The following is a 25,140-nucleotide window of genomic DNA, read 5'->3' as shown; positions in this document are numbered from 1 at the left end:
TGTAGCAAAATAGGGGAACGTACCCGCGCCATGTCCGGCGCGGGCGTTCTTCCGATGATTGGAGCCCGCTCATGATGACCTTGATACTCGTCTGGATCCTGAATGCCGTCGCGCTGTTGGCGGTGGCCTATCTGCTGCCGGGCGTCACGGTGGCGAGCTTCGGCTCGGCGCTGATCGCGGCCGTGGTGCTGGGCCTGCTCAACATGCTGGTCAAGCCGGTGCTGACGTTGCTGACGCTGCCCATCACCATCGTCACGCTGGGTCTGTTCCTGATCGTGCTCAATGCCCTGCTGTTCTGGTTCGCCGGCTCCATCCTGCGCGGCTTCCAGGTCAACGGTTTCTGGTGGGCGGTGGCGGGCGCAATCCTCTACAGCATCATCGCCGGCCTGCTCTCCAAGTTGATTCCTTCCTGATGAACGACCACACCACCCCTGCCTTCAGCCTGGAGTTCTTCCCGCCGCGAGACCTCGCGGCGCAGGAACGCCTGGTGCGCGCGGCCAAGCAGATGCTGGCCATCCAGCCGCGCTACGTCAGCGTCACCTTCGGCGCGGGCGGCTCCACCCGCGCCGGCACCGCCGACACCGTGCGCACGCTGCGCAACCTCGGCTGCGACGCGGCGCCCCACCTGTCGTGCGTGGGCGCCTCGCGCGATCAACTGCGCGAAATCCTGCAGGCCTACCGCGACGAGGGCGTGCGCCGCGTCGTGGCGCTGCGCGGCGACCTGCCGTCCGGCATGGGCGGCGACGCCGGCGAGCTGCGCTACGCGCGCGACCTGGTCGAATTCATCCGCGCCGAAACCGGCGACTGGTTCCACATCGAAGTGGCCGCCTACCCCGAGATGCACCCGCAGTCGGGCTCGGTGAAAGCCGACCTGCAGCACTTCGTGGACAAGGTGAATGCCGGCGCGGATGCAGCCATCACGCAGTACTTCTTCAACGCGGACTCGTACTTCGACTTCGTCGACCGCGCACAGGAGAAGGGCGTCACCCTCCCCATCGTGCCGGGCATCATGCCCATCACGAACCACAGCCAGTTGCTGCGCTTCTCTGAAATGTGCGGCGCCGAAGTGCCGCGCTGGATCCGCCTGCGCCTGGCCGAATACGGCGACGACAAGGCTTCCATCCGAGCCTTCGGCGTCGAAGTCGTCACCCGGCTGTGCGAAACGCTGCTGGAGGGCGGCGCCCCGGGCCTGCATTTCTACACCCTGAACTCGGCGGAAGCGCCGCTGGGTATCTGGAAGGCGCTGGGTCGTTGACAGGCCTACGAAGACGCCCGGTGTTCAGGGGGTCTTCACGTATTTCGGATCAGGAAAAGAACCTTCGCATCTGGACCAGTATGGTGTCGAGCGTTTGCGGGTCCAGCGTGTCGACCCGTGTGCCCAGCCGACTCTTGTCGATGGTTCGGATCTGCGCAATCTGCGCAAAGCCCGCTCGGCCGCCAGCCAGGGTGGGAGTCCGTAGGGCATTGGCCGTGCCCTTGGAGGTCAGGGGCACGACGGTGACGAGATTCCAATCCGGCTTGTGATTCAGGATGTCCGGCGATAGCACCAGCAGGGCCTGACTTTTCCTTGCTCACGTTGGCAAGGATTCAGAATTACCCCGACAAACTTCCGTGTTTAAAGCACTGCTAATGCTCCTTTGGCGGTCTTAGTAGACGAGGTGGTCTTCATCCAGTGTGTCGGTGATCAACGAGAGATCGGCGGCATTGGTCGCAATTATGTCGTCGGCTGTAGAAAACACAAAGCATCGTGGATCCACCGGCCTATTCTTTTTAAGACGATGGAGTCCACTTAGACGCCAGCCCCGGTTCGTCCGCAGTGCCGCGCTGGCCAATTGGAGAAGGGGCAGTCCCCGAAGGGGACCGAGGGCGCCAGGTGGCGCGCCCGAGCCCGACGACTTGGCCGGTGCGGCACTGCGGACGGACCGGGGCGACTCAAGAACTCAAATCCTCACCACTGAGAAGATCAGATCTCCTTGAGCAGCACATCCGTCGTCCGCAGCGTCACCGCCACGCCCGTCAGCGTCGGATTCACGCACCCCATCGCCGGCATCACGTTCGTGCCCACGATGAACAGGTTGTCGTGGTCATGCGCGCGGCCGTCCTTGTCCACCACCGAGGTCTTCGGATCCGCGCCCATGATCGTCGTGCCCATGATGTGCTGGCGATCCTGGTGGTTGGTGTCCATCTTGTCGATGCGGCCGTTGATGAGCGCCGCCATCTTTTGCAGATCCTTCACCGCGAAGTCGCGGCCCGCGTTCCAGTAGTCGTCCACGCTGTAGTAGATCTCGGGCAGCGGCAGGCCCAGCGCGTCACGCTTGGTCTTGCTGGGCGTCACGCGGTTCTGCGGCAGCGGGTTCGTCTCGAAGTCCACCGCGAAGTTCAGCGAGCGCGCCGAGATGGTGCGGATCTCTTCGTTCAGCTTCGAGCCGTAGACGCCCTTCTTCATCAGGCCGTCGGCGATCGACGACGTGGCCACCGTGTTGCGCAGCTTGGTCTTGTAGCTGGGGATGGTCTTGCGGAACTCGCCGTCGCGGTAGTTCATGTAGACCAGCAGTTCGGTGGGGCCCTGGCCGGGCCACAGGTCTTCGGACGCCATCACATTCATGGCGATGCCGGTGTGGCCCATCAGGTTGCGGCCGACCTGGTCCGACGAGTTGGCGATGCCGTTCGGGTACTTCTCCGAGGTCGACATCAGAAGCAGCTTGGGACTTTCGATGCCGTAGGCGGCCAGCACGAAATAGCGCGCCGTCATGCGGTGTTCCGAGCCGTCCGGCTTCTTGTAGCGCACGGCCACGATCTTGCCGCGGTCATCGGCTTCGATCTTGTAGACCACGCAGTTGTCCAGCACGCGCGCGCCGTGGCGCTCGGCCTCGTCGACGTGACGCGTGCCGTCGTACTTGGCGCCGCTGGGACAGACCGGGTTGCAGTTGTTGTTGCCCGAGCAGATCGGACGATCCTTGTAGGCGCGGGTGGCTCGGCCGTTCGGTTCGTAGATCGGGTGGTAGCCGCCGACTTTCAACTGCTCGGCCAGGCGCTGCTGGAAGTAGGGAATCGGCAGGCCTTCCATGGGGAAGGGCTTGGAGCGTGGTGGAAACTGCTCGCCGCGGCCCCAGCCGCCTTCGTCCTGGCCGTTCACGCCGGACACGCCCAGCTCTTCCTCGGCCTCGTTGTAGTAGGGCTCCAGCTCGTCGTACGTCATGGGCCAGTCGCGGCCCTGGCCGTACAGCGTCTGGATCTTGAAGTCGTTGGGGATCATGCGCCACAGCGCCGAGCCGAAGTGCCAGGTGGTGCCGCCGACCACGCGCAGGTATTTGGTCGGGTACTTCACCGGGCCGCTTTGCTGCAGGTAGTCGCCGTAGGTGGAGGGGATGTGCGGCGGATTCGGGAAGGGCGAGCCCGCGCCTTGCAGCTTGATGTTGGTCAGCGACAGCTTGATCGGGGCGTTGCGGAAACGCTCGACGATCTCGCTGCGCGTGACGCGCGGGCCGGCTTCGAGGATGGTGACGGATTTTCCGGCTTTCGCGACGCGCGCGGCGAGCACGGAGCCCATCACGCCGGAACCAATGACCAGCAGATCAGTATCGTAGTCCATTATTTTTCAACCTTGACAGTGACGGACACGGGCTTCGGACCCCAGCTGTTGGGGCCGCGCCCGTACGTCGGCACGACCAGGATGTCCCGGGTCGGGTCGTACATCAGCGCTTCTTCGTAGGCGAACAGTTCGGCCTTCTCGTCCTGGCCGACCACGCCCAGGTACAGGGCCTGGATGATGCCCTTGGCCTTGGTATCCAAGGCCTTGTCCACGTCCTGCAGCGCCAGGTAGTCGTCCACGTGGTGCAGCTGCCTGTCGGCCACCAGCTTGTTGACCGAGGCCGCGACCTGGTCCAGGTCGGGCATGCGCTTTTTCAGTGCGTCGTAGCAGCGTTGCGCCATCATCGGGCTGACTTCCTTCGCGGTGAGGAAGCGCGAGGCCTGCAGGAAGGCCGCGGCCTCGGCCGATGCGGCGCCGCCGGTTTCAGCGGGCGCTGCGGCGGCCATCAGCCGGCGCACCGGCACGCTGGCCAGGGCGCCGCCCAGCACGCTCCAGGCGATGGTGTACTTGACCAGCGCGCGGCGCTGGGTGTTGATCGGGGTGTCGCCCTCGGCGAACCCGTTCTGAGTGAAATCTTTCATGGTTCAGGCCTTCTTGTGCGAACGACGGCGGCGGGCAATCAGCAGGATCAGGATGAGCAGCACGGCCACGGCGGCCACCGGCACGCCGATGCGCGCGATGCCCAGCAGCGGCGAGGCGGGTCCGCCGGCGCGCGAGGTGGCGACGTCCTGCGCCGTGACGGGCTTCTGGCCCGGCTGGCCGAAGCTGGCCAGCACGTAGTTGCTGACGTCGGCGATCTGCTGGTCGGTCAGGCGCTCGGTGTAGGACGCCTGCGGACCGAAGCCGGGCATCTCGATGTCGCTCTGGCCTTCGATCTTGCGGTGCACGCCGTACAGGATCGTGGCGATCAGATTGTCGGGGCGCGCGGCGCCGACGGCGCTGTTGTGATACAGCGAGGGATAAGACGTGGTGCCTTCGCCGCGCGCGCCGTGGCAGGTCGCGCAGGTGGCCGTATAGACCTTCCAGCCCGGGTTCGCGTCCTGCACCATGTTGCCGCGCATCCGGGTCTCGGCGTCAGACGCCTTGCCGAAGCTGTCGCGCGACGGCTCGTTGGCCGTCTTGATGGGCGTCGTGTCCTTCAGGTAGGCCACGATGGCGTGCAGGTCGGCGTCGGTCAGGAACTGCAGGCTGTTCTCGACGGCCTCGGCCATGGGGCCGGCCGCCTGGCCGCGGCCTTCGGCGTGGCCTTCGCGCAGGTATTGGTACAGCTCCTGGTCGGTCCAGCCGCCGATGCCGGCGGTCTTGTCGGACGTGATGTTGGGCGCGTACCAAGCGCCCAGCGGGCCGCCGGCCAGGGGCAGCGAGGTGTCGGCGCCCATCAGCGCGGTGCGCGGCGTGTGGCACTCGGCGCAGTGCGCCAGCGCGTTGGCCAGGTAGTTGCCGCGGTTGATTTCCTGCGACTTCGACGCGTCGGGCGCGAAGGGCTTGCCCGTGTTGTAGATCAGGTTCCAGCCCGCCATCGAGGCGCGCACGTTGAACGGGAAAGGCAGGCGGGTCTCGGGCGCCGCCTTTTCCACGGCCTTCACGTCGTTCATGAAGTAGGCGTACAGCGCCGAGACGTCCTGGTCGGTCAGCTGCGCGTACGAGGTGTACGGCATGGCCGGGTACAGATGGTGGCCGTCGCGCGCGATGCCTTCGCGCAGGGCGCGGGCGAAGTCCTGCTCGGTGTAGTTGCCGATGCCGAACGGCTTGGAGGGCGTGATGTTGGTCGACCAGATCCGGCCCATGGGCGAGTCGATGGCGTAGCCGCCGGCAAAGGGTTCGCCGCCCTTTGCGGTGTGACAGGCGACGCAGTCAGCCGCGATGGAAAGATACTTGCTGTCCAGGATCTCCTGCTGGCTGGCCTGAGCGGGCGCGTCGGCCGCCGATGCCAGCGGACCGGCCGCCAGCAGGAGCAGAGCACAGGAATACTTGAGGATTTGCCGTTTGGACTTCCACATGGGATAGACAACCAATCTTGGTGGTTATGGCAACAGGGAAGCGTTACAGCAGGCAGGCGGAGGGGGCTTTCGCCGGTCGGTCGGGCGCTACACCGGTGCGCATGGGGACGGTGGAGTACGCGATATATGTTGCATGTAAATTATTAGCATGCAATATATTTTCTCGTGAGGGGAGTCTATCGATGGAAGCTGACAGTCTCCCTAAACGCTCTTTGTTTGTTCAAGTTGTCAATACGTGGAATCCATATATCGGTGGACTCTTTGCCTTGACGGGGTATTTGCGACAGGGGCGGTGTCCGTGGGGTGGGCGTTGGTTTGTTTGGGGGATTTGAGTTCTTGAGCGTCGGAGGCACGACTGCGAATTCTCGTCCTCGCGCTGCCGCGCTGCGGGCGCGAACTCTCCGTCATGCCTCCGACTCAAGGTGTCTCAATACCAGCGGCAGCAAAACCTCTGGTTCTTCCAGCGGGCAGCCTGGGGAGTGGTGGGTTTGAGTTCTTGAGTTTGGCCGGCCCAGGATTGCGCGATCGTTTCCACGATGGCCCAGGGTGTCGATCGCCGCATTGCGTTGCGGGTAGCCGCAGGCGTGCCGGAGAAGTCGCGCCCGCAGCGCGGTAGCGCGAGGACGAGACTTCGCAGGTACGGCTGTGGCGGTCAGAAGAACACAGAGCGATGCCGCAAGCACCAGATGGTCCACGCACAGCCAAGACGCACAAAGCCGACGCGGGCAATCACCCAACGTCGGCCTTGTACAAAACGCAACCTGCTTCCGAAGCGGCGCAAGACGCTGAACCGCGCCCGGTTCAGGACCTCAGTCCGCGTACACCCCCGCCTTGCGGATCAGCGGGCCCCATTTGTCGATTTCCGACTTCAGCCAGGTCTGCAAGCCTTGCGGAGTCTGCTTCTCGGCCGGGACGATCTCGGCGCCCAGGTCGGCCATGCGCGTGGCGAAGGGGGGATCCTTCAGGGCCGTGCGCAGGGCTTCGTTGAACTTGGCGATGACCGGCGCGGGCGTGCCCTTGGGGGCGTAGACGCCATGCCAGACCTTCATTTCGAAGCCCTTGATGCCTTGCTCGGTCAGCGTGGGGGCGTCGGGCAGGGCCTTGATGCGCTCCAGCGTGGTGACGCCGTAGAAGCGGACCTTGCCCGCCTGGATGTGTGGGATGGTCTGCGTGGTCTGGTCGCACAGCACGTCGACCTGGCCGCCCAGCAGGGCGGTCAGCGCCGGGGCCGTGCCGGAGTAGGGCACCGTGGTGAACTGCGTGCCCAGCGCTTCCTGCAGCAACATGCCGCACAGTTGCGACACCGCGCCCAGGCCCGCGTTGGCCAGGTTCAGCTTGTCGCCCTGCTTCTTGGCGTAGGCGATGAAGGCGGGCATATCGTTGGGCGGCAGGTCCTTGCGGCCCAGCAGCGTCATGGGCACGTCGGCCACCTGGCCCACGTAGTCGAAGTCGGTCAGCGGGTTGTACGCCAGCTTGCGGTACAGGGCGGGCGCGGTGGCCATGCCGTTGTGATGGATCAGGAAGGTGTAGCCGTCGGGCGCCGCCTTGGAGACGTAGCTGGCGGCCAGGGTGCCGCCCGCGCCGGTGCGGTTTTCCACCACGATGGGCTGGCCCAGCGTCTTGGACATGGAGGCGCCCAGCGTGCGCGCCACGACGTCGGTCGGGCCGCCCGCGGCGAAGGGCACCACGAGCGTGATGGGGTGATTGGGGTAGCTGGTTTGCGCGGATGCCTGGAAGAAGGCGGCGCAGCCGGCGGCCAGCAATGCGGCGCGCAAAGCTGCGCCGCGGAAGGGAAAGCCCATGTCTCGCTCCTGTTGTTGATCTTGGCCGGAAGCACGGCGCGCCGCGATCACGCGGCCGTGTGGCGCTGCGTCAAGTCTAGGGAAAGGCGTGGCCGCGCGGAATTCGAACCTGTCGAAGCCCGTCTTCGGTTCTGGATAATCGGGGAAAACGACTATGCAGATCAGGCCGCGTGGTGGACAGCGCGGGCAGGCCCGCATGGGGAGGCCTGCCGGAATACGCGAGCCGACGGTGCCCGCACGGAAGCGGGCCATCGTGAGATCGACAGGAGCGGGCTACTGCACCTGCGGGCTGCCCGCGTCGTCCTGCGCCAGCACCTGCGGCGCCTGGTACGCCGTATCGGATTGGGCGGCGGGCGCCACGCGCACCGGCTGGTGCACGCGGCCGGCCGGGGCCAGCGAATCGGGGCCGTTGGGGGCCGTCCAGGCGGGATCGGGAATCTCGGCGAACACCTGGCGCAGGCGGTCGCCCCAGGTCGAGCGGATCATGTCGAAGTATTCGTTGTCTTCGTCGATGTTGGCGAAGTGCGTGACGCGCAGCGCGTCCGTCTCGTACACCAGCAGGTCCAGCGGCAGGCCGACCGAGATGTTCGAGCGCAGCGTGGAGTCCATCGAGATCAGCACGCACTTGGCGGCCTCGTCCAGCGAGGTCTCGGGGTCGAGCACGCGGTCCATGATGGGCTTGCCGTACTTGGATTCGCCGATCTGGAAATACGGGCACTCGGGGCTGGCCTCGATGAAGTTGCCCGCCGCATAGACCTGGAACAGGCGGCAGGGCTCGTTGCCGATCTGTCCGCCGAAGATGAGGTGCACGTTGAACTCGACGCCCTGGTCGGACAGGGCCTCGGCGTCGCGCTTGTGGACCTCGCGCACGGCCAGGCCCACGCGGCGCGCGGCTTCGAACATCGTGGGCGCCTGCCATAGCGAATCGGGATGGCTGGCGTCGCACTGCGCCAGCGTGCTCAGCACCGCCTGGCTGATGGCCAGGTTGCCCGAGGTCATCAGCACCATGACGCGTTCGCCGGGTTGCTCGAAGACCTTCATCTTGCGATAGACGCTGATCTGGTCCACCCCGGCGTTGGTGCGGGAGTCGGACAGGAAGACCAGGCCGGAGTTCAGGCGGGCGGCGACGCAGTAAGTCATGGCGGCACGGAAGCGGGGCGGAAAAGTGCGGCCATTTTAGGCACAAGGGGCTGCTTTGGCGTGACGTTGTTGCGCGGGTGTCACTGTGCCGGGCGGGCCGGTCCGCCCTGCACAGGTCCCGAAGGTTTGCCCGCCGCGAAATCAGGTCACGCTGGGTGACTGGGAAAAATCGGTGGCGGGTTGGTCGGGCATGGCTTGATACGGCGCGGCCTGATGCTGCGCGGACGGATCCGGCATTGAAGGATCGGACACCGATGGTTCAGGCGCTGCGGGGATGGCCGCCACCGTGCTGGCGGCCGACGGCGCCGCCTTCACCACCCGATGCACGAACTGCAGCTTGCCCACCACCGCGGTGGGCAGCACGAAGGGGTAGAAGTCGCGTTGCCCCATGCTGCGCGCCAATTCGTTCATCACGCCGGTCAGTTCGACCCACGCGTTGACCAGGCCGAGGAACTGTTCGCCACCCGGGTCGGTGGGGTCGTACAGCGCATCCACCGTGAACGGATCGTAGGGCAGTTCCACGGTGTTGCGGCCCACCCCGAAGCTCAGCGCGGTGTCCAGCGTGTCCATCATGTGCAGGTAGTGGGCCCAGGTCTCGGCCCAGTCTTCCCAGGGATGCGACGAGGCATACGTGCTGATGAAGCGCGTGTCCCAGTCGGGCGGCGGACCCTGGTCGTAGTGCACCTTCAGGGCTTCGCCATAGTCGGCGCGTTCGTCGCCGAACACCTGGCGGAAGCTGTCCAGCCAGGTGGTGCCGGCCACCAGGCGGTCCCAGTAATAGTGGCCGATCTCATGGCGGAAGTGGCCGACCAGCGTGCGGTAGGGCTCGTGCATCTGCTCGCGCACGCGCACGCGGTAGGCGTCGTCGGCTTCCAGGATGTTCAGCGTGATCAGGCCGCTGGCGTGCCCCGTCATGGGCGGCTTGCCGTCGGCGTCTGGCGCCAGGAAATCGAACATCACGCCGCCGTCGCCCTGCTCCTCGGCGCGCTGCACGGGCAGGCTCAGCGTCAGCAACTGCGCGACCAGGCGGCGCTTGGCGGCTTCCACCTTGAACCAAAGGAGGCCATTGTCGCCTTCCGACAGATTGGGGATGGTGCGGTTCAGTGCACAAGCCACGCACAAGGTGTCGGGCGAGTCCGCCGGCACCAGCCAGTTGCACAGCGCCGGGCTGGCGTAGTTGGCGCAGCGTTTGTATGCCTTGCCGCGCTGGCGGTTGGCCGGGCGCCAGGTGTCGGGCTTGTTCCCCGGGGCCAGCGCCACCACGCGGCCGCGCTCGGGGTCGTAGCCCAGCTGGTTGTGGCAGTTCAGGCATTCGGTGTTGTCGAAGAACACCGGCTGCCCGCACGTGCATTGATACAGGCGCGTGCGCGTGGGGCGGCCCTGGCCGCGCCGGCCGCCCGCCAGTTGCTGGCTGATGGAATCGAAGAAGCTGATCATGATGTCGCTCGGGCCTCCGGTTCGCCACGGTCAGCAGGAAGCGTGCCGGGCAGAGGCACTGTATCGCAGCGCCGGGAAACTCAGGTGACCGCTGTGCTCAACTCGTTATCGTCGGTGACGGCGGCCGGCCACGCCGCGGGCAGGTCCAGGCCGTCGGGCAGGTCGTCCCAGGGCGCCACGGTGACGCGCACTGACAATTGATGGCCGCCGCCGCCGTGGATGACGCCACGCATTGGCGTGACGTCGCCATAGTCGCGGCCATGGGCCAGGATGACGTGGTCGAGCGCCGGCACCACATCGTTGGTGGGGTCCAGGTCGAGCCAGCCGCCGTTGATGGCCAGGCCGGGGCAATGCACCGAAACCCATGCGTGCGAGGCGTCTGCGCCGACCAGCCGCGGCTTGCCCGCAGGCGGCCTGGAGACCAGATAACCGCTGACGTAGCGCGCGGCCAGGCCGAGGGCGCGCAGGCAGCCGATCATGACGTGGGCGAAGTCCTGGCACACGCCGACGCGCTGCGTGTAGGCATCGAGTACCGGAGTGTTGATCTGCGTGCTGGCCGGCGCATAGGTGAAATCTTCGTGGATGCGGTGCATCAGCTCCAGCGCCGCTTCCGCCACCGGGCGGCCGGGCGGGAACGAAGGCAGGGCGTAATCGCGCAGCTCGTCGTGCAGGGGAACGAACGGGGACGGAAACGAGAACTCGGCCTCGGCCGCATAGGGCGCGCCCGCCAGGTAGCGCAGGCGCAGCGCCGCCTCTTCCCAGGGGGCGCACGCCTGGGCGTCCAGGCCCGCGTGGCGGTTGGCCACGGTGACGCGGCTGCTGGCGCGCACCAGCAGGGCTTCGTGGGGCACGTACAGGGCGAAGACGTTGCGCCAGTTGCCCAGCGCATCGGGGCCGGCCTGCGGGCGGCTGGGTTCGGGATCGACGTGCAGCAGATGGCCGTCCAGCGTCTGCCAGGCGTCGTGGCGGGGGCGCAGGTAGGCCAGGTGATGGGCCAGTTCGACCGGCGCCTCGTAGCGGTAGGCGGTTTCGTGCACCACGGCCAGGGTGCGAAAGGCGACGGGCGGGGAAAGCATGGGATCCGGTTCAGCGCGATAGGGAAAATGGGGCCTGCGCCGCGTCGATTTTCACATATTTCCCGGGCTGCCAGCTGTCACCATGCCAACAGCCGGGGGCCGAACACCGCTCCCAGGATGGCCGGTGCCGCCATGCCGGCCACGTACCAGACCGCCCAGAATGCCACGCTCATTTCCGGACAATGCAGGCAGTACGCGACGGTCGCGGTCGCGCCGGAAAGCAGGCCGGCCGCGGCGCCCGCCGCGCGCAGATGCGTGGGCGCCAGGCTTTTCATGGCTCGGCATGTGGCGATGAAAGCCGGCACGGACAGCAGCAGGATGTTGAACGGGCAATCGCGCCAGGACGTTCCCATCACCAGGGCCAGGCGTTCGGAGGCGGGCGCCTGCGCGACGCTCATGGCAGCGGCTATCCAGAGGATCAGGATGGGCACCGCAAGCATCAGCCACCACGCGCCGGCAGAGAGGCCCGGGCGCGACAGCCGGGCTGCGATGCACAACGCAAGGGCGGCGAGGACGGCAGGGAACGCGACCTTCGCCCAGAACAGCGGCGTGCCGGCGATCCCGGCAATATCGGGTCTGATGCCGAAGATCAGCGCGGCCATCAGGGCCGCGGCGACTCCGCCCAGGGCGGTTGCCAGGCCGAACCGGCCCTCTGCGCGGGGCCGGCGCGTGGGTCCGGCATTGGCCGCAAGAAATGAAATGACGTCGTCGGTCTTCATGATGCACCCCGCATTTTTGCGGCAAGGGATTTGAGTCCGCGGTGTATGCCCACCTTGACCGCGGATTCGGAAAACCCGGTAAGTTTCGCCGTTTCGGTCACGGAGAGTCCTTGCAATTTGACGTGGACGAGGGGCAGGCGGTGCCGGTCAGGCAACCCGGCCAGCAGCTTCTCGACATCGCGCCGCGCCATGGCGGCCTCTTCATCGGATTCCGAGAAAATGTCGGCATCGTCGTCCAGCGGGTCATGCAACGCTTCCCGCTGCGCGCGCCGCCTCAGGAAGTCGGTGACCTTGTAACGCGCAATGGCGTGGATCCAGGCGGTCAAGGGCTGGTCGGCAAGATAGGTGTGCCGGCCATTGTGGACCGCGATGAGGACCTCCTGCACGATATCCTCGATGTCGTCGGGCATGCGGAAAAGCCGCTTGCGCAGGTAGGCCCGCAGGTGCGCGCCCAATGCCTGCAGAAACGCATGATACGCGCGGGCGTCGCCGTCCAGCCCCGCGAGGAACAGCGCCTTCAAGCGCAGTTCGGCGGCTGCCGGCGGGGCTTGTCGTGAGTGCATCACCATCGCAGTATCCTCGGCGCCAGGATGGTCCCTATGGCCATTACGGCAGGTATTGCGCAGACATGCCATGCGTCCACCATGAACCAGGGAGAGGCCGGCCGGAACAGCGTATACACGAACACGCCCTGTGCGCCAGCCAGCAGGCCGATGCCCGCGCCGGTCAGCGCCAGGCGCGTGGGCGCCAGGCGTTTCATCGCGTGCATGGCGGCGGCCAAGGCGGGCAGCGACAGCAATACGATACCCGCCAAGCCTCCGATGCCGGTTTCTCCGAGCGGTAGCCTCAGGCGCAATTCCGCCGGCGTGGCCATTTTCAGCGCGACCGTGACCGCCAGCATGGCGGCGACCGGCGCAAGCGCTTTCAGCCAAGCCCTGCGCGACGGATATCCCGGGCGCGCCAGCCGGTCGGCCAAGGTCAGCGCGGCCGCGATCGTTCCCAGCGGGAACGCGAGCTTGATCCAGAAGCCCGCCGTCAGCATCTGCTCCGGCATGTCGCTGCCGATGCCGTAGACCCCCGCCAGCACCGCCGTGTTGCCCGCCAGTCCCAGCACCAATGCGCGATTGAGCGCCCTGGACACGGCGTTGGGGCTGACGGGCGCGAGGTCCGTCGCCAGCCGGGAGATGAGATCCTGGGTCTGCATGGCGGCCGTGCGTCAGTGGCGCGGCCGCAGGCTGCCCAGCCAGCCGTCGATGCTCGCCTTGCCGGGACCCCACGCGGCGATGCCGAGCGCCAGGGCCGCCCAGGTCAGGTGCACGGGCCAGCCATCGGGCACCGTCACCTGGATGATGCAAGTCATCAACAGCAACGCCAAGGCTGCGAGACGCGTACCGAAACCTATCACCAGCAGAACAGGCAGAGCGATCTCCGCGCATCCGGACAGGAAGGCGAACAGTTCCGGGTGGGGGTAGGGATAGGGCCCCCCTGGCAAGTGAAGCTGGAAGTCCTCGAACAACGCGGTCGCGGTGTCGTTCAGTTGCAGAAAGCCTTGCCATTTCAACATGCCCGATTTCCAGAACGGCACGGCCAGCGCCAGGCGCATCAGAAGCGGGGCGAGCCAAGGCGCGGCAAAGCGGTGCAGGAGCTGGCTGCCGGCCAGCAGGGGATTGCGTCGCAGGGCAAGCTCCTGCCCGCCGTTCGGGTTGGTATATTGCATCATCACTCCTTGTAAGCCAGGCAGGTAAACACGCCGCAGGCAAGCATGCCGCCCAGGTTGCCCTGCAGATCGAAGTCGGAAGCCTGCCCATAGGCGTCGGCTGCTGCCGCGGCCAAGGGCGCACCGCTCATCAGCGAAGAGAGAAAGGCCGCTCCGCCCGCGGGCAGACGAGACACCAGCACCTCGTATGCAGGCCGGGTCACCAGGGCGTCCTCGGCCTCGTCCGAGCAGATCGGCGTGACGTCGCCGTCGCGCTTGTTCATGGTGAAAATGGACAAGGCCGGGAAGCGTGACTGCACGATCCTGGCGGCGGGGTGGGGGCGAAACCGGATATCCGGCAAGTCGGCCGGCTCGATGGCCGCAATGGCCCCAGCGTCCAGGACGGGTGCGTCGGCCGCATGGTAGGCATCGAGCCAGGCACGCTCGATGCGTGCCGTGTCGGCCAGCCAGGGCATGTCGCGCGCGTATTCGTAGGACTCGACGAAGGCCGGAAAATCCCGTCCGTATTCGAACAGCAACGGGGAACGGGGCGGACAGGCCCGGACATGGAACCGCGCCATGGCGCGGAAGAAATCCACGCCGGTGATACGTTGCGTCGCCGGATAAATGGCTGCCAGGGCGTCGACCAGACTGGCCATCACGTTGTTCCGGTAGACGTTGTAGCGATCGGTCACGTCCCGGCCGGCATGCGCGACCACGTCGGCGGGCACCGGCTGGCGGGGGGCCATCAGGCCCCGGGCGAAGTCCGCGTGCGGGCAGGCGCTGTCGCGCGGGGGGACGTTATGCATACGCTGCCTGCGGCATCGTTCTTGGACTGGCCTGCATCATGATGCGGCGGGCCGCCAATGCCTGGTCCCGCAGCACGCTCCAGGCCGGCAGCGCGCTATCCCATTCCACCAGGGTCGGCCGGGGGCCGGCAAGGCCGATGGCATATCGGTACAACTGCCAGACCGGCTCGGCAACCGTGCAGTCGTGGCTGTCGATCAGCAGGGGTGCTGCGTCGTCATCGTGGGCGGCACGGTGGCCGGCCAGGTGCATCTCCTGCACGTGCGCCATGGGGAAGGCGTCCAGATAGGCGAAGGGCGAATAGCCGTGGTTGGCGGCCGATACGAAGACGTTGTTGACGTCCAGCAGCAGTCCGCAGCCCGTACGCCGGGCCACGGCGAGCAGGAATTCGGTTTCCTGCAGCGTCGATGACGCGAACTCGACGTATGTGGATGGGTTTTCCAGCAGGACCCGGCGTTGCAGTACGTCCTGTACCTGATCCAGGTGATCGCACACCCTGTGCAGCGTGGCTTCGGTGTACGGCACGGGCAGCAGGTCGTTGAAGAAGGTGCCGCCGTGCGAGGACCAGGCCAGGTGTTCCGAGACCAGCACGGGCTCGCAGCGGCGCACCAGATCACGCAGGCGCGCCAGGTGCGCCGCGTCCAGAGGATCCAGGCCGCCGATGGACATGCCCACCCCATGGACCGAAACCGGATAGGCCTGGCGCAGGGTCGCCAGCATCAGGTGGGCAGGTCCGCCCGCCCCCATGTAGTTCTCGGCGTGGATTTCGAAGAAGTCGACTTCCGGTCCGGCCGCGCGGATATCGGGCAGGTGCTGGTGCTTGAATCCCGCGCCGGCCAAGGCGCTCGGCTGCCCCTGCGCCAGTGACAGGCCGTCTTGGCTGGCCGGAGTGTACGCAGGGGCGGTCATGGGACGCCCCGGATCAGGACTTGATCGGGGTGAGCGAGCCGTGGCCGCCGCCGGGCACCTGGATGCTCGTGCACGTGCCGCCTTGCACGAATTTCCAGGCATTGCCTTGGTAATCCATGGTGGACGTCCCCTGGCAGGTCGTGCCGGGACCGGCGGCGCAGTCATTCTGGCCCTTCAGGGCGACGCCATAGCATTTTTCTTTCTTTGCGGCGATCGCGGCGTTGGCTTCTTCCTTGGTCAGGGGCGCGGCGTTGGCGAAGGAGGCGAAGACGCCAGCAAAGGCGCTGGCGAGGACGGCGGAGGTGACGACGGTTTTCGCGGACATGGAGTTCTCCGGTAGTGAAGGACGAGGTATCCATCGTGGATACCTAGACTAGTTCGACGCAACGGGAGAACGGGTTACAGCGATCTGGAAATTTTTTTGCGTGCCAGGCCGCGCCTACGCCGACAACGACTGCAACGCCTCGGCCGAATGGCTGAAATACCGCCGGCTGATCTCATCGGACAGCGCGCCGGATGCCGTCTCCAGCTGATGCGCCAGCGTCAGCACCGTGTCGTACCGGCCATCGTCGCCGCGCTGGCATAGCGCGGCCAGCGAACAGCCCGTATCCGGCGGCGGCAGCAACCCCAGCAGGTCTTCGGCAGGCCCTGCCGCGCTGGCCGGCAGGCGCGGCAGATGATCGCGCAGCCGGCCCAGCGTGCACGCCGCCGAGCGCGGATTGGCCGCGTCCAGCACCAGCAGGTTCAACAGCGCCGGTATCTCGTGGCGGCCCTGGTAATAGGCGCGATACGTGATGGCGCTGTCGTACAGGTTCAGCAGCAGGCTGAAGCCGCCTTCGCGCAGCACGGCGTTCTGCACGAACAGGGCTTTCAGCAGGCCGGCCATGGCGCCCAGGCGCTCGGTATGGCGGCCGATGGTCAGCAGGCGCCAGCCATCGTCGCGCGTCATGTGGTCGGTCTGCGCGCCCGTGATGGCCGACAACTGGCGGCTCAGGCGCCGCAGGCCACGCATCACGTCCGACGCCGAGCGCTGCGGCGGCACGGGCGCCTTGTCTTCGCCGGCCTCGGGCTCCACGCCGTCCGCCGGCGCGTCTTCCTCGGTCAGCCGGCTGCGGTAGCGTTCGCCGGCCTTCACGATCAGGTTCCAGTGTTCCGGCGACAGGCGGTCGCGGATCTGGCCGGCGGCATGGCTCATGGCCGCCAGGTTGCGGCCGAAGCCGCGTTGCGGATCTTCCGAGGCCAGTTCGGCCACCAGCGTGTGTTCGAACACGCGCAGCGAACGCGGCAGCGCTGCCGGCACCAGTCCACCGCGCACGCACAGGCCGGCCAGCGCGTCGAAGACGGGCTCGGGGTTGTCCAGGTCGCCGTTGATCCAGGTCAGCGTCTGCGCGGCCAGCCGCACGTCGCATTCGATGCGCTCGGCGTAGCGGCCCATCCAGAACAGATTCTCGGCCGCGCGGCTGGAGACCGGGCGGCGCGCGTGCACGATCTCTTCCGGATGCATGCGCGCGGGCAGCATCGAGAACAGGTCCACCGTGCCCGACGTGGTGACCCAGGTGTCCAGGCTGCTGCCGCCACGCTGCATCGACACCACCTGCTGCTGGCGGCTGGCGATGCGCGTCAGGCCGCCGGGCAGGATGCGCCAGCCGCCTTCGCCGTCGGCGATGGCGAACACGCGCACCATGGCCGCGCGCGGCACGATGTGGCCGGCCGTCCAGGTGGGCGCCTGCGACAGCGGCAGGTAGTCCTGCACGGTAAAGGCGTCGGGGTCGGCCTCGATGCGGGCGCGCAGCGCGGCAAGCTCCGCCGCGCCCGCATCGCTGCCGATCAGCGGCTCGAAGGCCGCGCGCTGGCGGCTGCCCGGATAGGTGGCCTTGATGACGCCGCGGCCCAAGAGCGGCAGGGCCTGTTCGCGCGCGGCGGTCTCGCCGCACCACCAGGAAGGCAGCGAGGGCAGCAGCGGCTCTTCGCCCAGCAGGCGGCGGCCGATGGCCGGCAGGAAGCCGTTGATGGCCGGCGATTCCAGGAAGCCGGTGCCCAGCGAGTTGGCCACCAGCACGTTGCCGGCGCGCATCACCTGCAGCAGTCCCGGCACGCCCAGCGCGGAGTCGCTGCGCAGCTCCAGCGGATCGCAGAAGTCGTCGTCCAGGCGGCGCACCACGGCATGCACGCGCTCCAGGCCGTGCAGCGTCTTCAGGAACAGCTGGTCGTCGCGCACCGTCAGGTCGTTGCCCTCGACCAGCGTCAGGCCCAGATAGCGCGCCAGGTAGGTCTGCTCGAAATAGGTTTCGTTGTAGGGGCCGGGCGTCAGCAGCACGATGCGCGGCGGGGTGCGGTCGGCGGGGCTGAGCCGGTGCAGCATGTCCACCAGGCCGCGGTAGCTGGCCGCCAGGTGCTGCACGCGCAGTTCCTTGAAGGCATCGGGAAACTGGCCCGAGATGCTCAGGCGGTTCTCCAGCAGGTATCCCAGGCCCGACGGCGCCTGCGTGCGCTGCGAGACCACCCACCAGCCGCCGTCGTGGGCGCGCGCCACGTCGAAGGCGGCGATGTGCAGGTAGATGCCGCCCGGCGGCAGATGGCCGCGCAAGGGCCGCAGATAGCCGGGGTGGCCATGCACCAGCGCGGGCGGCAGCAGGCCTTCTTCCAGCAGCGTCTGCGGGCCGTACACGTCGGCCAGCAGCCGGTTGAGCAAACGCGCGCGCTGCGACAGGCCCTGCTCGATGACGCGCCAGTCGGCGTCGTCGATGATGAAGGGCAGCAGGTTCAGCGACCAGGGACGAGAGCGTCCATTGGCGTCGGCATACACGTTGTAGGTGGTGCCGTTCTCGCGGATCTGGCGGGCGACGTGGTCGGCGCGGTGATCCAGTTCACCGAAGCCGTCGGTGCCCAGCAGTTCGAAGAAACGCGCCCAGGACGGGCGCAGCACGGTGCCGCCGCCGCTTTCGGCATCGGCGGGCACGCGCAGTTCGTCGTAGTGCCCGGGACGTTGCGGCAGGGCCGCGTGCGCCGCCAGGGAGGCGACGTCGCGTGAAGGATCGGTCTGGAAAAGCAACTGCGGCATGGCGGTACGTAAAGTCGGCAGGCCGGGCGTATCGGGCCCGGCCCCGGATCAGTCGTGCCGCAAGTCCAGTGTGAAGGGGAACTCGCGGCCCGGTACGGCCGGCTCGGGGTTCAGGCGTCCCGGCGTATGGCCCATTCTCTGGAACCGCGCCAGCCGCCGGCTTTCCGCCTCGTAGGCGTTGATCGGCAGCACGCCCGGGTTCAGCCCGCCCGGATGTTCGACATGATACTGGCAACCGCCCAGCGAGCGCTGCGACCAGGTGTCGACGATGTCGAAGGTCAGCGGCACGTGCACCGGGATGTTGGGATGCAGCGCCGAGGGCGGCGACCAGGCCTTGTAGCGCACCCCGGCCACGAATTCGCCCGCGCGGCCCGTGGGCTGCAGAGGCAGCGCCCGGCCGTTGGCGGTAATCACGTAGCGGCTGTCGTTCAGGCCCGACACGCGCACCTCCAGGCGTTCCAGCGAGGAATCGACGTAGCGCACGGTGCCGCCGATCATGCCTTCCTCGCCCATCACGTGCCAGGGCTCCAGCGCGCCGCGCAGTTCCAGTTGCATGCCGCGCGCGGCGATGTCGCCGTACAGCGGGAAGCGGAATTCGAAGTGCGGGGCGAACCAGGCCGCGTCGAAGGCGTAGCCGGCTTCGTTCAGGTCGGCGATGACGTCCTCGAAATCCATGCGTACGAAGGCCGGCAGCATGAAGCGGTCGTGCAGCGCGGTGTTCCAGCGCGACAGGCGGGCGGCATAGGGCGTCTTCCAGAAGTGCGCCAGCAGGCCGCGCAGCAGCAGTTGCTGGGCCAGGCTCATCTGGGCGTGCGGCGGCATTTCGAAGGCGCGCAGTTCCAGCAGGCCCAGTCGGCCCGTGGGGCCGTCCGGCGAATACAGCTTGTCGATGCAGAACTCGGCGCGGTGCGTGTTGCCCGTGACGTCGATCAGCACGTTGCGCAGCGCCCGGTCGATCATCCAGGGCGGCACCTGGCCACCGTTGCGGTCGAGCTGCTTGCGGATCTCCTGGATGGCGATTTCCAGTTCCAGGATCTGGTCGTTGCGGGCTTCGTCGATGCGCGGCGCCTGGCTGCTGGGGCCGATGAACAGGCCCGAGAACAGGTACGACAGCGACGGATGGTTGACCCAGTACGACAGCAGGCTGATCAGCACGTCGGGCCGGCGCAGGAAGGGACTGTCGGCGGGCGTCTTGCCGCCCAGAACGAAGTGGTTGCCGCCGCCGGTGCCGGTGTGCTTGCCGTCCACCATGAACTTCTCGGGGCACAGGCGCGTCTGGAAGGCGGCTTCGTACAGGAACTCGGTGTGGTCGACCAGCTCGTCCCAGTTGGACGCGGGATGGATGTTGACCTCGATGACGCCGGGATCGGGCGTGACCTGCAGCACCTTCAGGCGCGGATCGCGCGGGGGCTGATAACCTTCCAGCACGATGCGCAGGCCCAGGCGGGCGGTGGTGGTTTCGACCGCGGCCAGCAGTTCCAGGTAGTCTTCCAGGCGCTGCAAGGGCGGCATGAAGACGTACAGAACGCCGTTGCGCGCCTCGGCGCACATCGCGGTGCGGGTGATCCACGAGGCGGATTCGAAGCGGTCGGGACGGCGGTCCAGGGGGATGTCGTGCGCCGAACCCGGGCCTTGTCCGCCGGGAGTGCCCTGCCCGGCGCCCGTGCCCGCGCCGTTGCCGTTGCCGCCGCGATGGCCCGCCGCGTTCGCCGCGTCGCCCCGCACGGTGCTGCTGGCCGAGCCGGGGTGGCCGACGTTCGCCGCCAAGCCCCGCTGCTGCGGCCGCAGTTCGGCCAGTCCGGGCAACGGACGCCGCGCATCGAAGGGATCGCGGTCCAGCACCGTCGGCCGGTCGGTATCCGACACCCACGGCAGCGAATCCAGCGGCAGGCGGTAGCCCATCGGCGAATCGCCCGGGAACAGATACATGCGCTCTTCACGGAAGAACCACGGACCGGTGACCCACGACGGGCCGCCCAGCGCGGGGCCTTCGCCGCGTTTCAGCGGCAGGGCGTAGCCCACCACCTTGTCCAGTTTCTGCTCGAACACGCGGCGCAGGCGGTCGCGTTCCAGTTCGTCGTCCAGGCGGGCGTCGAAGGGATCCACGTTGACCGGCAGGCGCCGCTCGCGCCACAGGAAATAGAAGACGTCTTCATAGCCCGGCTGCACGTGGTCGGCCGGCAGGCCCAGCTGGGCGCACAGCTCCAGGATGAAGCGGCGCGCGTCGGCCTCGGTGTGGCGGCCCGGGCGGCGCTCGTCGGCGAACAGCGAGGGATCGGCCCAGCAGGGTTGGCCGTCTTCGCGCCAGTACACCGACAGCGCCCAGCGCGGCAGTTGCTCGCCCGGGTACCACTTGCCTTGGCCGAAATGCAGGAAGCCGCCGCTGCCGTAGCGTTCGCGCAGCCGCTGCACCAGTTCGATGGCGTAGCCGCGCTTGGTGGGGCCCAGCGCGGCGGTGTTCCACTCGGCCGCGTCGCGGTCGGTGGTGGCCACGAAGGTGGGCTCGCCCCCCTGGGTCAGCCGCACGTCCTGGCGGTCCAGCGCGTCGTCGATGTGATGGCCCAGGTCCTTGATGGCCTGCCATTGCTCGGCGCTGTAGGGCTTGGTGACGCGCGGCGACTCGAAGATGCGCGTCACTTCCATGGCGTGGTCGAACTCGACCTCGCATTCGTCGACCGCGCCGGTGACGGGCGCGGCGCTGCCCGGTTCGGGCGTGGCGGCCAGCGGAATGTGGCCTTCGCCCGCCAGCAGGCCCGAGGTCGGGTCCAGCCCGATCCAGCCGGCGCCCGGCAGGAACACCTCGCACCAGGCGTGCAGGTCGGTGAAGTCGGACTCGGCGCCGCTGGGGCCGTCCAGCGACTTCACGTCGGGGGTCAGCTGGATCAGGTAGCCGGACACGAAGCGCGCGGCCAGGCCCAGGTGGCGCAGCGCCTGCACCAGCAGCCAGCCCGAGTCGCGGCACGAGCCCGCGGCGCGCGACAGCGTTTCCTCCGGCGTCTGCACGCCGGGCTCCATGCGGATCAGGTAGCGGATTTCCTTGTGCACCTGCTGGTTCAATCCGACCAGGAAGTCGACGGTGCGCTGTTCGCTGGCATCCACCCGCGACAGGAAATCGGCCAGCAGCGGCGTGACGGGATCCGGCTTCAGATAAGGGGCCAGATCGCGTGCCAACTCGTCGCCGTACTGGAAGGGGTAGTTCTCGGCCGACGACTCGAGGAAGAAGTCGAACGGGTTGTACACCGCCATCTCGGCGACCAGGTCGACCGTGATCTTGAACTCCCGCGTCCTGCCCGGGAAATTCAGGCGCGCCAGGTAGTTGGAATAGGGATCCTGCTGCCAGTTCAGGAAGTATTCCGACGGCTCGATCGTCAGCGAATACGACAGGATGGGCGTGCGGCAATGCGGGGCGGGGCGCAGGCGCAGCACCTGGGCCGACAGGCTCACCAACCGATCGTACCGGTATTGCGTCACATGCTTCAGCGCTACGTGGATCGTCACAAGGCTCTCCGGGCGGGGGGCGGTGCGAGGGATTGGATACCAGTGTCTTGACGGCTTTATTGCTGCCGCACGTCGATCTGGACGGAAACGCTCATCGACTCTTCGCCGCCGCCGTTGCGCACGCCGCGCACCGGCGAGGCCGAGTCGTAGTCGCGCGCCACGGCCAGCCGGCAATGCCGGTCGGAGGCGAAGGCGCGGTTGGTGATGTCCAGGCTGGTCCAGCCGGCCTCGGGCAGCCACACGTCGGCCCAGGCGTGGCTGGCCGCCACGTCGCCCGCCGTGTAGTAGTAGCCACTGACGTAGCGGCCGGGCACGCCCAGCCCGCGCACGCAGGCCAGGAACAGGTGCACGTGGTCCTGGCACACGCCGTGGCCCAGCGCCAGCACCTCGCCCGCGGCGGTGGTGACGTCGGTGATGCCCGGCTCGTAGGCGACGCGGTCGCAGATGGCCTCGGCCAGCGCCATCACGTCGGCGGGTCGGGTCAGGCCGCCAGGCACGGCGTCGCGGCAGAATCGCGCGATGGTTTCGTCGCTTTGGGTCAGCCGGGTGGGCACGCAATAGGCGTGCAGCGGCAGGCGGCTTTCTTCCCCGCCGTGGATCTGGCCATTCTGCAGCGGATCGATCTCGATCTGGCCGGTCACGCGGATTTCGATCTCGCTGTGCGGCTTGTTCAGCACCAGCGTGTGCGTGACGTTGCCATAGGCGTCCACCTGTTCTTCCAGCGGGCCGGGCGCGGCGACGTGCCAGCGCAGCGCGCGCTGGTGGTCGTCGGGGCGCGGCGTCAGGCGCAGGGTCTGGATGGTGTAGCTGACCGGCGAGGTGTACTGGTAGCGGGTGGTGTGCTTGATCAGATGCTTCATGGGGCTCTCCGGTCAGGCCGACAGCGGCACCAGGAAATCCTGGCTGATGCGGTTGCCCAGGTCGTTGATGCGGGCCAGGAATTTTTCCAGGAAGCGGTGCAGGCCGCCGCGCAGGATGTCCTCGACCCGGCCGTATTCCAGCTCCGCGCGCATCATGCCGGCGCGGCGCTGCGTCTCGGCCGACCGGCCGTTGGACACCTGCGCCAGGTCGCCGGCCAGCGCGCTGACGGACGCCAGCAGCGAGCGCGGCATGTCGCCGCGCAGGATCAGCAGCTCGGCCACGCGGTCGGGCGTGATGACGTCCCGGTATACCTTGCGGTAGATCTCCAGGCCGGACACCGAGCTCAGCAGCGCCGACCAGCGGTAGAACTCGCTGTACAGGCCGCTGCCGGGGGGCGGGTCGGCGCGCGTGCCGCCGTCTTCGTCGCGTTCGTGGAATTTCACGTCCAGCATGCGCGCGGTGTTGTCGGCGCGCTCCAGGTTCATGCCGATGCGCAGGAAGTGCAGGGCCTCGTCATCGAGCATGGTGCCCAGCGTGACGCCACGCGCCAGGTGCGAACGGAATTTCACCCATTCGAAGAATTCACCGGGATTGCGCTCGGGCAGGCCGCGGTCCAGGTGCTTGAGCAGGTCGAGCCAGGTCGTGTTGTAGGTTTCCCAGACCTCGGTGGTCAGGCTGCCGCGCACCGCGCGGGCGTTCTCGCGCGCCGCCCGCAGGCAGGAATAGATGGAAGAGGGGTTCTGCGCCTCGCGCACCATGTAATGCAGCACGTCCTGCGGCGTGACGCCGGTGTAGCGCGCGTCGTAGCCGCCCTGCAGCTCGGAGATGCGCAGCACGGCGCGCCACGAGCCTTCCAGCGTTTGCGCGTCCTGCGGCAGCAGGGACATCTGCAGGTTCACGTCCAGCATGCGCGCGGTGTTCTCGGCGCGTTCGATGTGGCGGCACATCCAGAATAGATTGTCGGCGGTGCGGCTCAGCATGGGGACCTCCAGCCTGCGTGGATTTTGAATAAGGTCATCAGTCTTCCAGCACCCAGGTATCCTTGGTGCCGCCGCCCTGGCTGCTGTTGACCACCAGCGAGCCTTCGACCAGCGCCACGCGGCACAGGCCGCCGGGCACGGTGCGAATGTCCTTGCCGCACAGCACGTAGGGCCGCAGGTCGACGTGGCGCGGAGCCACGCCCGATTCCACGTAGGTAGGGATGGTCGACAGCGCCAGCGTGGGCTGCGCGATGTAGTTGGCGGGATTGGCGCGCACGCGTTCCTTGAAGGCTTCCACTTGCGCCTTGGTCGACGACGGCCCGACCAGCATGCCGTAGCCGCCCGCGCCGTGCACTTCCTTGACCACCAGCTCGTGCATGTTGGCCAGCACGTGCGACAGTTCGTTGGGCCGCGAGCACTGCCAGGTGGGCACGTTGGACAGGATCGGTTCTTCGTTCAGGTAGAAGCGGATCATGTCGGGCACGTACAGGTAGGTGGACTTGTCGTCGGCGATGCCGGTGCCGATGGCGTTGGCCAGCGTGACGCGGCCGGCGCGGTACACCGACAAGAGGCCCGGCACGCCCAGCACCGAGTCGGCGCGGAACGACAGCGGATCCATGAAGTCGTCGTCCAGCCGGCGGTAGATCACGTCCACCCGCCTGGGGCCGCGGGTGGTGCGCATGTAGACGGTGTTCTGTTCGACGAACAGGTCCTGCCCCTCGACCAGTTCCACGCCCATCTGCTGGGCCAGGAAGGCGTGCTCGAAGTAGGCCGAGTTGTACATGCCCGGCGTCAGCACCACCACGGTGGGGTCTTCGATGCTGCGCGCGGCCACTTCGCGCAGGTTGTCCAGCAGCAGGTCGGGATAGTGGGCGACGGGCTCGACCTTCACGCGCGAGAACACGTCGGGCATCAGCCGCATCGACATCTTGCGGTTTTCCAGCATGTACGACACGCCGGACGGCACGCGCAGGTTGTCTTCCAGCACGTAGAACTCGCCCTGGCCGGCGCGCACGATGTCCACCCCGGCCACGTGGCAGTAGATGTCCTCGGCCACGTCGATGTCCTGCATCTCGGGGCGGTACTGGGCGTTCAGGAACACCTGCTCGGCCGGCACCACGCCCGCGCGCACGATGTCGTGCCCGTGGTAGATGTCATGGATGAACATGTTCAGCGCGCGCACGCGCTGCTTCAGCCCCAGGTCGAGGCGCCGCCATTCGTCGGCGGGGATGATGCGGGGGATGAGATCGAACGGGATCAGGCGTTCGGTGCCTGCCGCGTCGCCGGCCACCGAGAAGGTGATGCCGACGCGCCGGAAACTGAGGTCGGCCTCGAGCTGCCTGGCCGCCATGACGTCGGCGGGCTGCTGCGCCAGCCATTCGGCATAGGCGCGGTACTGGGGGCGCACGTTTCCTTGGCCGTCGAGCATCTCGTCGTAGGCCGCCGGGGGGCGGGGTGCAGCGTCGTGCATGGCTCCTCCTTGATGCGCGCCAGACGACGCCTGGCCGCGCCCGCCCTTTGCCGGGGACGGTACATGATCACCCATTATGCCTAGCAACCCG

General features: G+C 67.5%; 22 protein-coding genes. 2 read left to right on the top strand and 20 right to left on the bottom strand.

The window, feature by feature from the left end:
- The first annotated feature begins 74 nt into the window (after nt 1-74).
- Nucleotides 75-413 carry a phage holin family protein gene (locus A7W11_RS21295; RefSeq protein WP_066419338.1) on the top strand — a complete coding sequence of 113 codons (339 nt, stop codon included), beginning with the start codon at nt 75-77 and terminating at the stop codon, nt 411-413.
- Nucleotides 413-1,255: a methylenetetrahydrofolate reductase [NAD(P)H] gene (gene metF / locus A7W11_RS21290; protein ID WP_066418759.1), complete on the top strand. Its 843-nt coding sequence runs from the start codon at nt 413-415 to the stop codon at nt 1,253-1,255. The genes A7W11_RS21295 and metF overlap by 1 nt, the downstream gene beginning before the upstream one ends.
- Nucleotides 1,256-1,304: 49 nt before the next feature.
- On the opposite strand, the gene A7W11_RS21285 is transcribed toward metF, so the two are convergent.
- From A7W11_RS21285 to A7W11_RS21190, 20 genes are all read right to left on the bottom strand, one after another.
- Complete coding sequence (locus A7W11_RS21285) at nt 1,305-1,553, bottom strand: type II toxin-antitoxin system PemK/MazF family toxin (protein WP_082887405.1); 249 nt, start codon at nt 1,551-1,553, stop codon at nt 1,305-1,307.
- Between the two features lie 410 nt (nt 1,554-1,963).
- Complete coding sequence (locus A7W11_RS21280; RefSeq protein ID WP_066418755.1) at nt 1,964-3,592, bottom strand: GMC family oxidoreductase; 1,629 nt, start codon at nt 3,590-3,592, stop codon at nt 1,964-1,966.
- Nucleotides 3,592-4,173: a sugar dehydrogenase complex small subunit gene (locus A7W11_RS21275; RefSeq protein ID WP_082887404.1), complete on the bottom strand. Its 582-nt coding sequence runs from the start codon at nt 4,171-4,173 to the stop codon at nt 3,592-3,594. The genes A7W11_RS21280 and A7W11_RS21275 overlap by 1 nt, the downstream gene beginning before the upstream one ends.
- A 3-nt stretch (nt 4,174-4,176) precedes the next feature.
- The gene (locus tag A7W11_RS21270; RefSeq protein WP_066418752.1) at nt 4,177-5,592 is read right to left on the bottom strand and encodes a cytochrome c; all 1,416 of its coding nucleotides are present in this window, start codon (nt 5,590-5,592) and stop codon (nt 4,177-4,179) included.
- Nucleotides 5,593-6,401: 809 nt separating this feature from the next.
- Nucleotides 6,402-7,394, bottom strand: a complete 993-nt coding sequence (locus A7W11_RS21265; protein ID WP_066418748.1) for a tripartite tricarboxylate transporter substrate binding protein BugD — start codon at nt 7,392-7,394, stop codon at nt 6,402-6,404.
- 273 nt (nt 7,395-7,667) lie between these two features.
- Nucleotides 7,668-8,534 (bottom strand): proteasome-type protease, encoded by an 867-nt coding sequence (locus A7W11_RS21260; protein WP_066418745.1) that lies wholly within the window; start codon nt 8,532-8,534, stop codon nt 7,668-7,670.
- A gap of 141 nt (nt 8,535-8,675) precedes the next feature.
- Nucleotides 8,676-9,971 carry a putative zinc-binding peptidase gene (locus tag A7W11_RS21255; RefSeq protein WP_066418743.1) on the bottom strand — a complete coding sequence of 432 codons (1,296 nt, stop codon included), beginning with the start codon at nt 9,969-9,971 and terminating at the stop codon, nt 8,676-8,678.
- Nucleotides 9,972-10,051: 80 nt separating this feature from the next.
- On the bottom strand, nt 10,052-11,047 hold the full coding sequence (locus tag A7W11_RS21250; RefSeq protein WP_066418740.1) for a transglutaminase family protein: 996 nt from the start codon (nt 11,045-11,047) through the stop codon (nt 10,052-10,054).
- Between the two features lie 77 nt (nt 11,048-11,124).
- A complete protein-coding gene (locus A7W11_RS21245) occupies nt 11,125-11,766 on the bottom strand; it encodes a DUF1109 domain-containing protein (RefSeq protein ID WP_066418737.1) in 642 nt (213 codons plus the stop codon).
- Entirely contained in the window at nt 11,763-12,335 is a 573-nt protein-coding gene (locus A7W11_RS21240; RefSeq protein WP_066418734.1) for a sigma-70 family RNA polymerase sigma factor, read from the bottom strand. Before A7W11_RS21240 ends, A7W11_RS21245 begins: the two co-directional genes overlap by 4 nt.
- The gene (locus tag A7W11_RS21235; protein WP_066418732.1) at nt 12,329-12,970 is read right to left on the bottom strand and encodes a DUF1109 domain-containing protein; all 642 of its coding nucleotides are present in this window, start codon (nt 12,968-12,970) and stop codon (nt 12,329-12,331) included. The genes A7W11_RS21240 and A7W11_RS21235 overlap by 7 nt, the downstream gene beginning before the upstream one ends.
- Before the next feature lie 12 nt (nt 12,971-12,982).
- Nucleotides 12,983-13,483: a DoxX family protein gene (locus A7W11_RS21230; protein WP_066418730.1), complete on the bottom strand. Its 501-nt coding sequence runs from the start codon at nt 13,481-13,483 to the stop codon at nt 12,983-12,985.
- Nucleotides 13,484-13,485: 2 nt separating this feature from the next.
- A complete protein-coding gene (locus A7W11_RS21225) occupies nt 13,486-14,271 on the bottom strand; it encodes an HvfC/BufC N-terminal domain-containing protein (protein WP_066418727.1) in 786 nt (261 codons plus the stop codon).
- Nucleotides 14,264-15,178 carry an MNIO family bufferin maturase gene (bufB, locus tag A7W11_RS21220; RefSeq protein ID WP_066418722.1) on the bottom strand — a complete coding sequence of 305 codons (915 nt, stop codon included), beginning with the start codon at nt 15,176-15,178 and terminating at the stop codon, nt 14,264-14,266. The genes A7W11_RS21225 and bufB overlap by 8 nt, the downstream gene beginning before the upstream one ends.
- Before the next feature lie 13 nt (nt 15,179-15,191).
- Complete coding sequence (locus A7W11_RS21215) at nt 15,192-15,503, bottom strand: BufA1 family periplasmic bufferin-type metallophore (RefSeq protein ID WP_066125054.1); 312 nt, start codon at nt 15,501-15,503, stop codon at nt 15,192-15,194.
- 114 nt (nt 15,504-15,617) lie between these two features.
- Nucleotides 15,618-18,239, bottom strand: coding sequence for a circularly permuted type 2 ATP-grasp protein (locus A7W11_RS21210; protein ID WP_066418718.1), 2,622 nt, complete (start codon nt 18,237-18,239; stop codon nt 15,618-15,620).
- Nucleotides 18,240-18,287: 48 nt separating this feature from the next.
- Complete coding sequence (locus A7W11_RS21205; RefSeq protein ID WP_066418714.1) at nt 18,288-21,737, bottom strand: transglutaminase family protein; 3,450 nt, start codon at nt 21,735-21,737, stop codon at nt 18,288-18,290.
- 56 nt (nt 21,738-21,793) lie between these two features.
- Nucleotides 21,794-22,597 carry a transglutaminase family protein gene (locus A7W11_RS21200; protein WP_066418709.1) on the bottom strand — a complete coding sequence of 268 codons (804 nt, stop codon included), beginning with the start codon at nt 22,595-22,597 and terminating at the stop codon, nt 21,794-21,796.
- A 12-nt stretch (nt 22,598-22,609) separates the two neighbouring features.
- Complete coding sequence (locus A7W11_RS21195; RefSeq protein ID WP_066418708.1) at nt 22,610-23,578, bottom strand: alpha-E domain-containing protein; 969 nt, start codon at nt 23,576-23,578, stop codon at nt 22,610-22,612.
- A 37-nt stretch (nt 23,579-23,615) separates the two neighbouring features.
- A complete protein-coding gene (locus A7W11_RS21190; RefSeq protein WP_066418705.1) occupies nt 23,616-25,049 on the bottom strand; it encodes a circularly permuted type 2 ATP-grasp protein in 1,434 nt (477 codons plus the stop codon).
- Nucleotides 25,050-25,140: the final 91 nt, after the last annotated feature.

Source organism: Bordetella ansorpii (assembly GCF_900078315.1).
GTDB lineage: Bacteria > Pseudomonadota > Gammaproteobacteria > Burkholderiales > Burkholderiaceae_B > Bordetella > Bordetella ansorpii.
Note: the sequence above shows the minus strand (reverse complement) of the source record. Positions and strands in the feature narration are given on the sequence as shown.